At 58.9% G+C, this 14,350-nt stretch carries 13 protein-coding genes; 7 read left to right on the forward strand and 6 right to left on the reverse strand.

Annotation, left to right across the window (positions count from 1 at the left end):
* Positions 1–15 precede the first annotated feature (15 nt).
* From rsmG to rpmH, 6 genes are all read right to left on the reverse strand, one after another.
* On the reverse strand, positions 16–753 hold the full coding sequence (gene rsmG, locus GXM19_RS07790) for a 16S rRNA (guanine(527)-N(7))-methyltransferase RsmG (protein ID WP_239057609.1): 738 nt from the start codon (positions 751–753) through the stop codon (positions 16–18).
* Positions 754–849: 96 nt separating this feature from the next.
* A complete protein-coding gene (locus GXM19_RS07795) occupies positions 850–1,419 on the reverse strand; it encodes a Jag family protein (RefSeq protein WP_022093802.1) in 570 nt (189 codons plus the stop codon).
* A 44-nt stretch (positions 1,420–1,463) separates the two neighbouring features.
* Entirely contained in the window at positions 1,464–2,234 is a 771-nt protein-coding gene (locus tag GXM19_RS07800) for a YidC/Oxa1 family membrane protein insertase (RefSeq protein WP_006236192.1), read from the reverse strand.
* A 29-nt stretch (positions 2,235–2,263) separates the two neighbouring features.
* Complete coding sequence (gene yidD / locus GXM19_RS07805; RefSeq protein ID WP_082222962.1) at positions 2,264–2,488, reverse strand: membrane protein insertion efficiency factor YidD; 225 nt, start codon at positions 2,486–2,488, stop codon at positions 2,264–2,266.
* Complete coding sequence (rnpA, locus tag GXM19_RS07810; RefSeq protein WP_006236191.1) at positions 2,485–2,823, reverse strand: ribonuclease P protein component; 339 nt, start codon at positions 2,821–2,823, stop codon at positions 2,485–2,487. The genes yidD and rnpA overlap by 4 nt, the downstream gene beginning before the upstream one ends.
* Positions 2,824–2,843: 20 nt before the next feature.
* Entirely contained in the window at positions 2,844–2,978 is a 135-nt protein-coding gene (rpmH, locus tag GXM19_RS07815) for a 50S ribosomal protein L34 (RefSeq protein ID WP_019127408.1), read from the reverse strand.
* Between the two features lie 345 nt (positions 2,979–3,323).
* Between rpmH and GXM19_RS07820 the strand changes: the two genes are divergently transcribed.
* From GXM19_RS07820 to gyrA, 7 genes are all read left to right on the forward strand, one after another.
* Positions 3,324–4,676: an ATP-binding protein gene (locus tag GXM19_RS07820; RefSeq protein WP_006236189.1), complete on the forward strand. Its 1,353-nt coding sequence runs from the start codon at positions 3,324–3,326 to the stop codon at positions 4,674–4,676.
* Between the two features lie 15 nt (positions 4,677–4,691).
* Complete coding sequence (locus GXM19_RS07825) at positions 4,692–6,416, forward strand: DnaA ATPase domain-containing protein (protein ID WP_040360018.1); 1,725 nt, start codon at positions 4,692–4,694, stop codon at positions 6,414–6,416.
* A gap of 238 nt (positions 6,417–6,654) precedes the next feature.
* Positions 6,655–7,758 carry a DNA polymerase III subunit beta gene (gene dnaN / locus GXM19_RS07830; RefSeq protein WP_006236186.1) on the forward strand — a complete coding sequence of 368 codons (1,104 nt, stop codon included), beginning with the start codon at positions 6,655–6,657 and terminating at the stop codon, positions 7,756–7,758.
* Between the two features lie 10 nt (positions 7,759–7,768).
* On the forward strand, positions 7,769–8,875 hold the full coding sequence (gene recF / locus GXM19_RS07835) for a DNA replication/repair protein RecF (RefSeq protein ID WP_006236184.1): 1,107 nt from the start codon (positions 7,769–7,771) through the stop codon (positions 8,873–8,875).
* The gene (locus GXM19_RS07840; RefSeq protein WP_050766185.1) at positions 8,862–9,425 is read left to right on the forward strand and encodes a DciA family protein; all 564 of its coding nucleotides are present in this window, start codon (positions 8,862–8,864) and stop codon (positions 9,423–9,425) included. Before recF ends, GXM19_RS07840 begins: the two co-directional genes overlap by 14 nt.
* A gap of 105 nt (positions 9,426–9,530) precedes the next feature.
* A complete protein-coding gene (gene gyrB, locus GXM19_RS07845; RefSeq protein ID WP_040360015.1) occupies positions 9,531–11,561 on the forward strand; it encodes a DNA topoisomerase (ATP-hydrolyzing) subunit B in 2,031 nt (676 codons plus the stop codon).
* A gap of 41 nt (positions 11,562–11,602) precedes the next feature.
* A complete protein-coding gene (gyrA, locus tag GXM19_RS07850) occupies positions 11,603–14,314 on the forward strand; it encodes a DNA gyrase subunit A (protein ID WP_115596225.1) in 2,712 nt (903 codons plus the stop codon).
* The last annotated feature ends 36 nt before the right edge of the window (positions 14,315–14,350 follow it).

Genomic DNA, 14,350 nt, shown 5'->3' on the forward strand with positions numbered 1-14,350 from the left:
TTTCACGTGAAACATCTAGGCAAGCGGATTCTTCTTTGCCACGCCATTTGCACGAGGCAATGAAACGGATGCTGGATGACTCTTCTTAAGAACAATGAACTCCCTGTGACCCAAGCCTTCAGGCAAATCAATTGCATCATTCAGAAGCAAAGTGAAGCCGCAAATCTTAGCTGCTGACATGCCGGAAGCAAGCTCCTCATCCGAAGGATTGCCCTTGGTTATAACAAATAGCCCTCCATCCCTCAGGTACGGAGCCGCATACTCAACAAGAATCGGTAGAGGGGCCAGTGCGCGGGCGGTTACAACGGAGAACTGCTTCTTATGGCTTCGAGCATATTCTTCAAGACGATCATGAACCGCATGAGCATGTTTCAATCCAAGAGCATGGACAAAGGAATTAACCGCATCAACCTTCTTGCCAACAGAGTCAATATAAGTAGCTTTACGATGCGTGGTTATGGTTAATGGAATACCAGGGAAGCCCGCACCTGTTCCCATATCGAGCAAAGCTCCCTCAGGAGCCTTATTGATATAGGGGAGCAAAACAAGTGAGTCGAGGATATGAAGTACGGCAGCATCTTCTACGTTAAGAATACGGGTGAGATTGGTTGTCTTATTTGTTTCTAGAACCAAATCCAAATGCTGGATACATTTCCTCAGCTCAATATCAGTTACGCTCAAGGAATATTCTTTGCAATAGGAAGTTAGGCGACTCAACATCTCGTCAGCCTGCTGATCGGTAAGTACAAACAACAGAAGCTCCTTTCTGACAAAAATCAGCGTATCGAGAACTTTTGACAAAAAAAGGGGACGTGGAAACCACGTCCCCCTAGCATAAGCTCGAGTAGATTATCGAGCAACAATCACCACATGGCGATCAGGGTCAGAACCCTCAGAATGAGTATCGACTGCATCGTTGCCACGAAGTGCAATGTGAACCAGTCGGCGCTCGTAGGCATTCATGGGCGGAAGCGAAACACTCTTATGAGTGCGGATGGCACGCTCGGCAGCAGACTGAGCCATGGAGGCGACCTTATCCTGACGGCGACTCTTGTATCCCTCGACGTCCACTACAACCGGATACCTAAAGCCAAGCTTGCGGCTCACCAGCAAAGAGAACATAACCTGAAGAGCATCAAGAGTGCGACCATGACGGCCAATGAGAACAGCAAGGTCGGGAGCCGTTACATCCAAAATCAGCTCACCCTCGTCGCCCTCATACTCATCGATAGGAGAGTTGGCGGCATCGAAGTGCGAAAGGATGGAACGCAGGATGGAAATCGCAACATCGGCAATGGTGTCGAGCTCCTCATCGGTCAGCTCTTCACCAGCCTTGTAGCGCTGTGCAATCTCGGGATAATCGCCCGCGACCTGCGGGGCAACCTCCTCAAGCATATCCTCGATGATCTCTTCAGACATAACGTACTCCAAAAGTTAGGTACCTAAATAAGATTGATATCCCACTACTTCTTCTTGTGCGGGCGCGGCTTCTTCTCGCGACGAGTGACCTCAACCTGCAGCGGAGCGTTCTTAAGACGCTCCTCCTCATCGGCCTTCGCCTTGTCGATGACCTTCTGCGTCACAAAAATCTGCTGGATAACCTGCCAAGCAGACGAGACGTCGTAGTACAGCAGAACACCAACGGGAAGGCTCCAGCCCATCCAAAGCATCATGACCGTCATGACAACGGCCATCATACGCATGCTCTGAGCCTGCTGGCCGGTCTGGTTGCGCGACATATAGAGCTGCGGAATCAGGGTCAGGACGGCAAACAGGATCAGGCAAACCAGCGCAGGCAGTGCAACCATAAAGCCATCGGCAAAGGAAGCGCTCGGCGTGGTGGTCAGGTCGGGCAGGATGTTGAAGAACGAGAACGTGCCGTCGTTAAAGTACTGCGGCAGGTTGCGCAGCAATGTAAACAGGGCGAACAGGATAGGCATCTGAATCAGCAGCGGCAGACAGCCAGCCATGGGGTTGAACTTGTTCTCGCTGTAGAACTTCTGCATCTCCTCGGCCTGACGCTGGGGATCGTCGGCATAGCGCTCCTGGATCTCGAGCATCTTGGGCTGCAGCACCTGCATGCGAGCCGTCGACTTGGTCGACTTGAGCATAAGCGGCGTCAGCAGCAGACGGATGATGACCACCAGGATGATGATGGACAGGCCCCAGTCGACCGCAAAGGTCTGGATGAGCTTGAGCAGCTCGAAAAGGATGTTAACGATCCAATCCCACATGTAAGTTTTCCTCCGATAGCGAGTGCCCGCTAGGGCACAGGGTCATAACCGCCGACGTGCAGGGGATTGCAGCGAGCGATGCGCCTCACGGCAAGCCAGCAGCCTCTCAAAACACCGTGCTTCTCAATCGCCTGGATGGCGTATTGCGAGCACGTTGGGTAATAAATGCAGGCGTCAGGCAATAAGGGCGAAATAACCTGTTGATATATGCGAATAGGAGCGATGGCAACACGTCGCAAAACGTGATTGCTCATCGCTCCTCCCCGGCAACGCCGGCGCGCTTCATAAGCGAACGCAACGCCTTGTCCATCTCCTGCGGCGAGGAAACCCTCGTCTTGGGAGTTGCAAACAAGATGATGTCATAACCCGCAACGGGAAATCCGCAGCTGCGGGCGGCCTCGCGCATCACACGCTTAGATCGGTTGCGCACGACGGCACAACCGAGTCGCTTAGCACCAACGAAGGCGACCCTTCCGGAGTCGCCTTCGCCAACCGATTCACATATGGTCATTCGAATCAGAGGGTGATTGAAACGACGCCCCTGACTGAACACATGCTCGAAATCTTGCCGAGACTTAATAGTCTTCATGCGAGATGTGTGTATCGCTGCTAGACAGTGAGACGCTTGCGGCCCTTGGCGCGACGACGGGCGAGCACGGCACGACCACCCTTAGTAGCCATACGGGCACGGAAGCCATGGGTCTTGGCACGCTTACGCTTATTAGGCTGATACGTACGCTTCATCTTAAGTTCCTCCTGCTGCATTTCGAGTGTCCGCGGGGACGCGGACGCAGATATAGACACGTGAGCTTGAAGATTGTAGGGAAATCAATGTTCAAATGTCAAGAAATCAAAGGTAAAAGGTTGCGCAGTTCACACGGTTCCCCCATAAGCACAACCGAAATTTGCGCCTCACGGCAACCTTTCACGATATTTCATCGAGTTTTCAACAGGTCATGTTGGCAATGTTGAGAACTTTTCGCCCGTTTTCCAAAGTTTTCAACAAGTTTTGAAAAGTTGTCGAAAGATGAGAAACGTTGCACGGTGAGCTACTATTTGTTCGAAACCTTTTGAAAGATTGCGAGCGGCATGTCTGACGACTTTTACACCATGGTCGATTCCGGAGACCCGGCACCCGACAACGAGCACATCACCGGCGTGCGCGAAGAGCGTGCGGAAGGCGAGCAGACGACCACGCAGGCGCCAAAAGCCATGTACGCCGCGCGCATCGCCGTCTATGACGACATGCTGTCGACACCGCGGGTGATCGTCATTGATCCGCAAGATGTCCGCACGTATTTGGAAGAGACGACCAACACCGTCTACCAGTGCATGAAAGAACAAGGTGGCCATATCTCGCTCATGGTCATCCGCGAGATTGTCGAAAACTTTATCCACGCACACTTTGCCGAGCCCATCATCTCGATTCTGGACGGCGGAGACACCATCCGCTTTGCTGACCAAGGACCCGGCATCGACGACAAGGAACGTGCTTTCGACTTTGGCGTTACCAGCGCAAACAGCAAGATGAAGCGCTATATCCGTGGAACCGGAGCAGGGTTTCCCATGGTGCAGGAGTATTTGGAAAACGCCGGCGGTGCCGTATCCATCGAGGACAACATGGGCAACGGCACCGTGGTTACGGTAAGTCTGAACCCTAAACGCGTGCAGGAAATCGAGCGTGCCGGCGGACGCGGCGCTGCCGTGCGGCCCGAGACGGAGCAGCCCACATATCCCCTGCCGGGAGCTTTTGCGCAGCAGCCCATGGCAGCGCAGCAGATGCAGCCCACCGTGGGACAGATGCAGCAGCCCGGAATGCCTCCTACACAAGAACCCCAGGCGGCATCTATGTCGATGCCGCCAAACATGCCAGAGGCCATGCCGCTGGCTGATCAGGATGCAGCAGCAATGCAGCAGGCGACGGGGGCGCCGGGTGGCCAGCAAATGGGCTATCAGCCGTACCAACAGGGATATCCATATCAGCAGATGTCGCCACTGGGGTATGGCCAGCAGTTCCCGCAGCAGTACCAGCAGGGATATCAGCAGCCGTACCAGCAGATGCCGCAGCAGCAGTACAACCCTTGGGCCCAGCAGATGCCTCCGCAGCCTTACCAACAGTGGCCTCAAAGTTTTCAACAGCAAATGCCGCCGATGCAGAGTTCTCAACAACCAGCAGCTCAAATGATGTATCCTAATGCAGCAAATCAGTATGCGCAGCCACAACCGGACGTGTTCGTAAGCGATCGCGGCAACGCCGCGCTAGGCTATCTGGCGCAAAATCAAGCGTGCGGTGCAACCGATCTGGCGAGGGCGTTTGGAAACTCGGCCCCCACTTGGTCACGCACGCTCAATGACTTGGCGCAGGCCGGCTTGGTCATCAAGCATGGCCAGAAATACCATCTGACCGAACTCGGCGCCGCTCGCGTGCGAGCTCAGAGCTAAAGAACGGGAGAGACAGTGGACGAGGAAGCAAGCATCATCCTGGGGGATGCCATCGCCTTTTGTCAGCGCGACGGCCAAGATGCACGCCTCATCAACATGCTGGGGCAATCGCGCGCCATAAGCCTGACCGAAGATACGCTCACGATCGAGGCCCCCTCGCGCTTTGCCATCGCGCAGCTCAAAAAGCATCAGCCGACTATTGAGGCCTATCTGGAAGAAATCGCCTTTGCACCGATTGCGCTCGACATCGTGGCACCGCAAGGCGCCGCGACGGAATCCGCTGCCGCGACGGCGGCCGCCGCGGCTCCCGCTGCTTCCCCGGCGGTGTCGGCCTCCGCAGGCGACGTGCCGACAATCGAGCACCAGCACAGCGATGTTTCCCGTGAAACCATGGCACCGTTGCCGACCGCGGCGGCGACGCCAGCGAACGCACCCGTCACGCACATGCCAATCGCTCACGACGCAGCGGCGAGCGCGGATTCGGGCATTGCAATCAAGAACACGCTCTCGGCCGATGATTTTCGTCGCATGATGAACCAGATGAAGGGCGGAGCGCCGGCTAAATCCACGCAAGCTGCGGCCCCCGCTTCACCCGTGCCAGCACCGACCGTGCCGGCCGAGCAGAATACGGATGGAGCCCCGCTCGCCGCGAACTCAAAATTTACCTTTGAGAACTTTGTCTACGGCCCCGAGAACAGCCATGCCTATCGCTCGGCACTCAAGTTTGCCGCCCTCGCGGACGAGCGCGGCACATGCACATCGCTGTTCATCTACGGCAAATCGGGCCTGGGCAAGACGCACCTACTGCTTGCCATCAAAAACGAGCTCGCCGAGAAGTCGCCCGAGATCAAGGTCAAGTATGCCAACTCCCAGGCATATCTGGACGACCTGATGACCGAGTTCGACCGCCAAAAGAAGAGCAACGCCCCCATCATGCAGGCGTACCACGGCGTGGACGTGCTCATCATCGATGACATCCAAAACATCATCGGCAAGCGCGCAAGCGTGGACTACTTTTTCCAGCTCATGGACGAGTTCATCCGCAACAACAAGAAGGTCGTCATCGCGGCAGACCGCGCCCCCAAGGACCTGAGCATGGACGAGCGTCTGACCAGCCGCTTCAACGCCGGAATGCTCTGCCTGGTCGCAGAGCCCAGCTACGAGATGAAATACAAGATCTTGCAGCGCTATTACGAGAACACTATCGTCGCCGCTCCCGAGGCAGGCGACGACTCGCTGCTGGCGGCCTACGGGGGCGACGGCGGGCACCTGACCGACGAGCACTTTAAACACATGGCCGAGGTCTCGGGCACCAACATCCGCGAACTCGAGAGCTTTTGCGAGCGCTGCGCCGGCGAGGCGGGCGACCGCGAACGCGAGGGCGGGGAGCTCACCTTTGACGATATCGATGCCATCGCCAGCCAGTACTTCGACACATCGGCCAAAAAGATCAACGTCCAGACGGTTCAGTCCGTCATCGAAGAGCAGTACGGCGTAACGCACGAGGAGCTCATCGGCCCGCGTCGCAACGCCAATATCGCCAAAGCACGCCATATCGCTATCTACCTGGCCATCGAGATGTGCGAGATGACGACCACGGCGGTGGGCGCCGAATTTGGCAACCGCAACCACTCGACCGTCAGCACGAGCTACAAAAAGGTCCAGAAGATGATCCAGGAAGACCGCACCGTCACCGAAGACCTTAAGTCGCTGCGCGATAAAATTACACTGCGCTCGTAGGAAAATAGAGACACCTGTTGAAAACTTGTCGAAACCACGGGCATAAGGTGTCTAAAACCCAACCCGCGGTGATGAAAAGTTTTGCGCAGGTTTTGAACGTGGAAAACCACCCCTGTTGCACACAGGTTGCTGTCGATTCTCTTTTTGGGTCTGACCTGCGTCTTTGTGAGTAATCAACAGTTTCGTCAGTGCTATTACTATTATTAAGATATTTATATCTATAGAAAGGTATTAGAAGATGAAGTTCACCGTCAGCCAGAGCTCGCTTACACAAGCCATCGGCGTCGTTATGAAGGGTGTCGCTTCGGCATCCACCCTCCCCATCCTGTCGGGCGTGCTCGTTAAGGCCCAAGACGGCATCTTGGAATTCCAGACCTCTAACTACACCATCTCGATCCGTCATCGCATCGCGGCGCATGTCGAAGAAGAGGGCGAGATGGTTATCCCCTGTAAGATGCTCTCCAATATCACTAAGACCCTCCCCGATGCCCCGGTCACCTTTGAGCTGTCCGAGCGCCAGGTGCTGATCAGTTGCGAGAAGAGCTCTTTCCGCCTGAACACGCTCGATGCCAATGACTTTCCCGAGTTTCCGGCCTATGCCATCGAGAGTGCCGTGGAGCTGCCGACTGATATCTTGTCCGAAATGGTCGGGCGCGTATGGCGCGTCACCTCGACCGACAAGGCTCGCCCCATCCTGGGCGGTGTGCACATGAAAGTCGAGAACAACACCGTGCGCCTGGTGGCGACCGATTCCTTCCGTTTGGCCGTGTGCGATACGCAGGTCGAGACCTCGACCCTCGAAGGCTCCTTTGAGCTCAACGTTCCGGCCGACGCCTTTAACGACGCGCTGAACATCATGGCCAGCCAGGCGACCATCATGATCGGGGCTACCGACACCCAGGTCGTCTTTGAGGCCGGCAACACCACCTACGTGTCGCGCCGCATCGAGGGCGTGTACCCCAACTACAAGCAGCTCATCCCCGATTCGTGCGTGACGAGCGTCAAGATCGACGTCGCCGCCTTTAACGCCGCCCTCAAGCGCGTGGCCGTTATCGCGAGCGCCAACCCCGCCGTCAAGTTCGAGATCGATGTCGAGAACGGGCAGATGGGCCTGTCCTCCATTTCCAATGACCAGGACCTTGCGCAGGAGACGATCGATGTCGAGGCCGAGGGCGAGTCGGGCACCATCGCCTTCAACTACCACTACATCTTCGGGTGCCTCAATGCCCTGTCCAAGGAGAAGGAGATCACGCTGGAGCTCAAGAGCTACTCGCAGGCGGGCATCTTCAAGTCCTACGACAAGATCAACTACCTGTACCTGGTCATGCCGGTCCGCATCTAGCAACTGCCCTATGACCATGTTCGCCCGCGATCTTTCCGTCGCGCACTACCGCAGCTTCGATAGCTATCGCCTTGCCCTGGACGAGGGCGTGACGATACTTGCGGGACCCAACGCGGCGGGAAAGACCAATCTCATAGAGGCGCTGCAGCTGCTGACGAGCGGCGCCTCGTTTAGGCATCCGACCGCAGCCGAGCTCGTCCATGACGGCGTGGGCTCGTGCAAGGTCGAGCTGAGGCTCGAGGGCGACGGCCGCGTGCTTGATATGGGATTGAGCGCGGAGGACGGTAAACGCTCGTTTAGCCGCAACGGCAAGAGATGCTCTGCCGCCGGTGTGCGCGGGGTTCTGCCGAGCGTGCTGTTTTGCCCCGACCATCTGGACATGGTTAAGCGAGGCGCCAGTGTGCGCCGCGCCGCCCTCGACGACTTTGGCATGCAACTGAGCGCACGCTATGCCGATCTTGCGAGCACCTATGGTCGCTGCGTGACCCAGCGTAACGCCTTGCTCAAGGAGGCCTGGTGCTGCCGCGAGATGCTCGGCGCGTGGAACGATTCGATTGCCCGCGCGGGCGCGGCTCTGCTCGTGCACCGGTTGGCCCTGCTCGACCGGCTGGCGGGCCATGTGCGTACTGCCTACGGGCAAGTGGCGTCCGGTGAAGCCGCCAACGTGTCCTATGCGTCCACGCTGGGGGATTTGCCCCAGGTCGATGATCGCGAAGAGCTGAAGGGCTGGGCGTACGAGCGCATGCTGGCTGCCCTTGATGAGCACGCCGACGAGGAAATTCGCCGCGGCGTGACGTTGGTGGGACCGCATCGCGACGAGATTGAGTTTGCTGTGGCGGGTCGCTCCGCCCGTTCATTTGCCAGCCAAGGTCAGCAGCGAACGTTGGTTCTGGCCTGGAAGGTGGCGGAGGTGGCCGTGGCTCGCGATGTCCTGGGCACCGCCCCACTGCTGCTTTTGGACGACGTGATGAGCGAACTCGACGGCGAACGCCGCGGTGCTTTCCTGCGGCTGATCGGCGATGATATCCAGACGGTCATAACCACGACCAACCTGGGGTACTTTACCGATGACCTGCTTGATCGAGCCAAGGTGGTGAGCATGGGTGAGACGTGCTAATTACGAGCGCGAGAGCGAAACGGTCGCCTTCAGTGGCTTTTTGAACGCAGAGCGCCAGCGCATCCTGGCGGCTGCGACCCCTGAGCGCCGTGCGCAGATGGAGGCCGCCGAGGAGTCGCGCGCGGTCTATCGCGCGTGGAACGCGGTGTGCTCGGGCACGCGCGAGGGGCGGCATGTGACGGGCCTGCGCTACCTGCCCGAGTCCAATGAGCTGCTGGTATATCTCGACTCGCCCTCGTGGACGCAGGAAATGACGTTGTTGCGCGAGATCATCCGCGCGCGCATGGAGCGCGCCGGTGCGCATGTGGATGGCCTGGTGTTCAAAACCACCGCGCCCGGTCACACGCCGCCCGCCGCCAAGGAGCGCCTTCGCCCAGCGGCGACCGAGCGCCCGCCGGCCCCACACGCCGACCTCAGCGATGCCGAGCGCACCGAGATTGAGCGCCAAGTGGCGCCCATCGAAGACCAAAAACTGCGCGAGGCCCTCGAGAACGCCATGAGAGCCAGTGCCGAGTGGGCCAAGGGCGTGCAAGGCAAAAAAGAGCCTTAAATCGCATCTGGTGGCCTTGTAGAGCCAAATACCCTCGTTCCCGAGGGTATTTTTTTACGATAAACTAGTAAGGCTGTACACATTTTCTTGACTGAAGGAGGACGTGTGGCAAACGAAAACGATTACGATGGCGGCGAGATTAAGATTCTCGAAGGTCTCGAGGCCGTTCGTAAGCGCCCGGGCATGTATATCGGCTCGACGAGCGCCAGCGGTCTGCATCACCTGGTGTGGGAGATCGTTGACAACTCCGTCGACGAGGCCATGGCCGGTTTCTGCACCGAGATCCAGGTGACGGTCCACGCCGACAACTCCATCACGGTCGTCGACAACGGGCGCGGCATCCCCGTCGACGAGCACCCTGTTAAAAAGATCCCGACGCTCGAGGTCGTCATGACGATCTTGCACGCCGGCGGTAAGTTCGATAACTCGGCCTATAAGGTCTCGGGCGGCCTGCACGGCGTGGGCATCTCCGTCGTCAACGCACTGTCCAAGCGCGTGGTCGTTCAGGTTCGTCGCGATGGCAACACCTACGAGATGGAGTTCTCGCGCGGCAAGACCGTCAAGAAGATGGAGGTCGTGGGCACCTCGGATTCGACGGGCACCACCGTCACCTTCTGGCCCGACGATGAGATCTTCGAGACCTGCATCTACGATTTCGATACGCTGCACAACCGTCTGCAGGAGACGGCGTTCCTCAATAAGAACCTCAAAATCGTGCTGACCGACGAGCGCGAAGCGACTCCCCACGTGGAGGAGTTTTGCTACGAGGGCGGCATCATCGACTTCGTCAAGTTCCTCAACGAGGGCAAGGACGTCCCCGAGGCCTTTAAGGAGCCCATCTACATCGAGGGCAAATCGGACCCGGACGCGCCTGTGGCCAAGATGGGAGAGGTCGAGGTTTCCCTGCAGTGGAATAGCGGCTACGGCGAGAACGTCATGTCGTTTGCCAACGACATCTACACCCCCGAAGGCGGCATGCACCTTGAGGGCTTCCGCACCGCGCTCACCCGCGTGATCAACGATTACGCGCGCAAGCAGAACCTGCTCAAGGAAAAAGACGCCAACCTGACCGGCGACGATGTGCGCGAGGGCCTTTCGGCCGTTATCTCGGTCAAGCTGCCCGATCCGCAGTTTGAGGGCCAGACCAAGGCAAAGCTCGGCAGCTCCTATATGCGAGCGCTCACGCTCAAGATTGTGACCGACGGCCTTGTCGATTACCTCGAGGAGCATCCCAAGCCCGCTCGCGAGATCGTCAAGAAGGCGCAACAGGCCTGCAAGGCGCGCAATGCCGCCCGCAAGGCGCGCGAGGCGACCCGCCGCAAGAGCCTGCTCGAGACGGCGTCCCTGCCCGGTAAGCTCGCTGACTGCTCGGTGCGCGATGCCGAGCTGACCGAGCTCTTCATCGTAGAGGGCGACTCGGCAGGCGGTTCGGCCAAGGACGGCCGTCGCCGAGACATCCAGGCGATTCTGCCCCTGCGCGGCAAGATTTTGAACGTCGAACGCGTTGGTGACCATCGCGCGTTCTCGAGTGACACCATTCAGTCGCTGATTACCGCGATCGGCTGCGGCGTCACGACGAGTGCCGGCGACGGCGGCGACTTCGATATCACCAAGGCGCGCTACCACAAGATCATCATCATGACCGATGCAGACGTCGACGGTGCGCATATCCGCATCCTGCTGCTGACGTTCTTCTACAAGTACATGCGTCCGCTGATCGATGCCGGCTACGTCTATGTTGCCTGCCCGCCCATCTTTGGCATTAAGGTGCGCAACAAGATCCACTACGTGTATCCCAACGGCCGCCAGCCCGAAGACGAGATCCTGCGCGACACCATCCAGAGTCTGGGCCTGAACCCCGACGATAACGACGAGGACGGCAAGGCCAAGGACGGCAAGATTACCAAGAAGCGCAAGGGCTATACCGTCCAGCGCTACAAGGGTCTGGGCGAGATGGACCCCAAGCAGCTTGCCTCGACGACGATGGACCCCAAGACCCGCATCCTGCAGCGTGTGTCGATCGAAGACGCCGTGGTGGCGGACCGCGCCGTGCGCGAGCTGATGGGTTCCGAGGTCGGCTATCGCCGCGAATACATTGAAAAACACGCACATGATGCACGATTCCTTGATGCTTAAGAGGAGGTAACGTGGCAGACGATATCAACAACAATGAGGGTATGGACGAGGCCGGCGATGCCGGTATGCCCGACGATCTGAAGCGCCTGCTTGCCCGTGCTGAGCAGGGCGAGGACGGCGACCCGGACGCCTATAACCCCGATGCCGATGATGACGAGGAAGAGGACGACGACGGCGAGCTCGAGGAGAGCTTTGGCGAAGTCGACCGTGGCGCCTCGGCCGGCGAGGATATCAACGGCGGCCAGCTCCAGATTTCGGAGTTCGGTCGCGAGATGAAGCAGTCGTTTATCGAGTATTCGATGTCGGTCATCACGGCGCGCGCCCTGCCGGACGTGCGCGACGGCTTAAAGCCGGTGCACCGCCGCATCCTGTACGCGATGAACGAGAGCGGCATCTACCCCAACCGCCCGCACAAGAAGTCGGCGTGGACGGTCGGCGAAGTTATCGGTAAGTACCACCCGCACGGTGACTCTGCGGTCTACGAGGCCATGGTCCGCTTGGCGCAGTGGTTCTCCATGCGCACGCCGCTCATCGACGGTCACGGCAACTTCGGCAATATCGACGGCGACGGCGCGGCGGCCATGCGTTACACCGAGAGCCGCCTGGCAAAGCCCGCCATGGAACTGTTGCGTGACTTGCAGAAGGATACCGTCGACTGGCAGCCCAACTACGACGAATCGCTCGCCGAGCCCGTGGCACTGCCTGCACGTTTCCCCAACCTGCTGGTCAACGGCAGCCAGGGCATCGCCGTCGGCATGGCCACCAACATCGCCCCGCATAACCTCGCCGAGGCGATCGAGGCCACCTGCTACCTGATCGACAACCCCGACGCCACCGTCGACGAGCTCATGCAGATCATGCCCGGTCCGGACTTCCCCACCGGCGCCATCATCATGGGCAGCGCCGGCATTAAGCAGAGCTACGAGACCGGCCGCGGCTCCATTACCGTGCGTGCCAAGGCGCACGTGGAGTCCACCAAGACCGGTCGCAGCCGCCTGGTCTTTACCGAGATTCCCTATATGGTCAACAAAGGCACCCTGCAGGAGAAGATCGCCCAGCTCGTCAACGACAAGCGCATCGAGGGCATCTCGGATATGCGCGATGAGTCCAACCAGAAGGGTATCCGTCTGGTCATCGAGCTCAAGAAGGGCGTCATTCCGCAGGTCGTGCTCAACAACCTGTATAAGTACACCTCGCTGCAGACGACCTTTGGCGCCAACAACCTGGCACTCGTCAACGGCGTTCCCAAATGCCTGAGCCTGCGCGAGATGCTGCAGCACTACATCGACCACCAGGTCGACGTAGTCACCCGCCGCACCCGCTTCGACCTTAAGAAGGCCCAGGCCCGCGCGCATATCCTTGAGGGCTACTTGATGGCTCTCGACCATATCGACGAGGTCATTAGCATCATCCGCTCCTCGCAGACCGACTCCGAGGCCAGCAGTCGCTTGATCGAGCGCTTTGGCTTTACGCCCGAGCAGACCACGGCCATCCTCGAGATGAAGTTGCGCCGCCTGACCGGCCTGGAGCGCGACAAGATTCAGGAAGAGTTGGACGGCCTGCGCCGCGCCATCGCCTACTACGAGGACCTGCTGGCGCATGAGGAGAAGATCCTGGGCGTCATCAAGGAAGAGATGCGCGAGATCTCCAAGAAGTTCGGCGATAAGCGCCGCACCGAGATCAGCCAGGTCGAGAAGGACCTGGATGTCGAGGACCTCATCGCCGACGAGGATATGGTCGTGACCATCACCCACACCGGCTACGTTAAGCGTATCCCGGTTGCCGCCTACCGCGCCCAAAAGCGCGGCGGCAAGGGCGTGTCGGGCGTCAACCTCAAAGAGGACGATGTCATCGATGAGATGTTCATCGCGTCCACGCACGAGTACGTGCTGTTCTTCTCGAGCAAGGGCAAGGTCTATCGCCTGAAGGTGCACGAGCTGCCGGTAGGTACGCGCCAGGCACGCGGTACCGCGATCGTCAACCTGCTGCCCTTCGAGGAGGGCGAGAAGATCGCGAGCGTCATCAGCTGCCGCGAGTTCCCGGCCAACGAGTACCTGATGTTTGCCACCAAGAGCGGTATGGTCAAGAAGACCGTGATGAGCGCATATGACCGCAGCCGTCGCGACGGCCTAATCGCTATCAACCTGCGCGACGACGACGCGCTGTTGAACGTGCGCCGCGTGCGCGAGGGCGACAAGATTATCCTGGCCACCACCGCGGGCAAGGCGATCATGTTCTCCGAGGAGCAGGTGCGCGCCACCGGCCGCGATACCAGCGGCGTTCGCGGTATCGGTATGAAGGACGGCGTGAGCGTTCTGGGCATGGAAGTCACTAACGGCAACGGTGATCTGTTCGTCATCACCGAGCGCGGCTACGGCAAGCGCACGCCGGTTGCGGACTACCCGGAGCAGAATCGCGGCGGCCAGGGCGTCTACACCATCCAAATGACCGAGCGTAAGGGTAACCTCGCGGCCATGAAGACGGTGGGCCCGCAGCACGAGCTGTTCATCGTGACGGAGGGCGCGACGGTCATTCGCGTCAAGACCGACGAAATCAGCCAGACTGGCCGCGCCACCCAGGGCGTCAAGATGATGACCGTCGACGACAACGACCGCATCTGCGCTGTCGCCCGTATGACGGCAGCCAAGGAAAAACCCGAAGGCGAGGGCGCCGAGGCCGCAGCCGACACCGAAGAGACCCCAGTCGACCTAGGCGACGGCAACGACATGCCAGAGGATCTCCTTGACGAGTAAGTAGTCCTCTCCGGTCAAAAACATCAGACCCCATAT

This window comes from Collinsella aerofaciens ATCC 25986 (genome assembly GCF_010509075.1).
Classification (GTDB): Bacteria; Actinomycetota; Coriobacteriia; order Coriobacteriales; family Coriobacteriaceae; genus Collinsella; species Collinsella aerofaciens.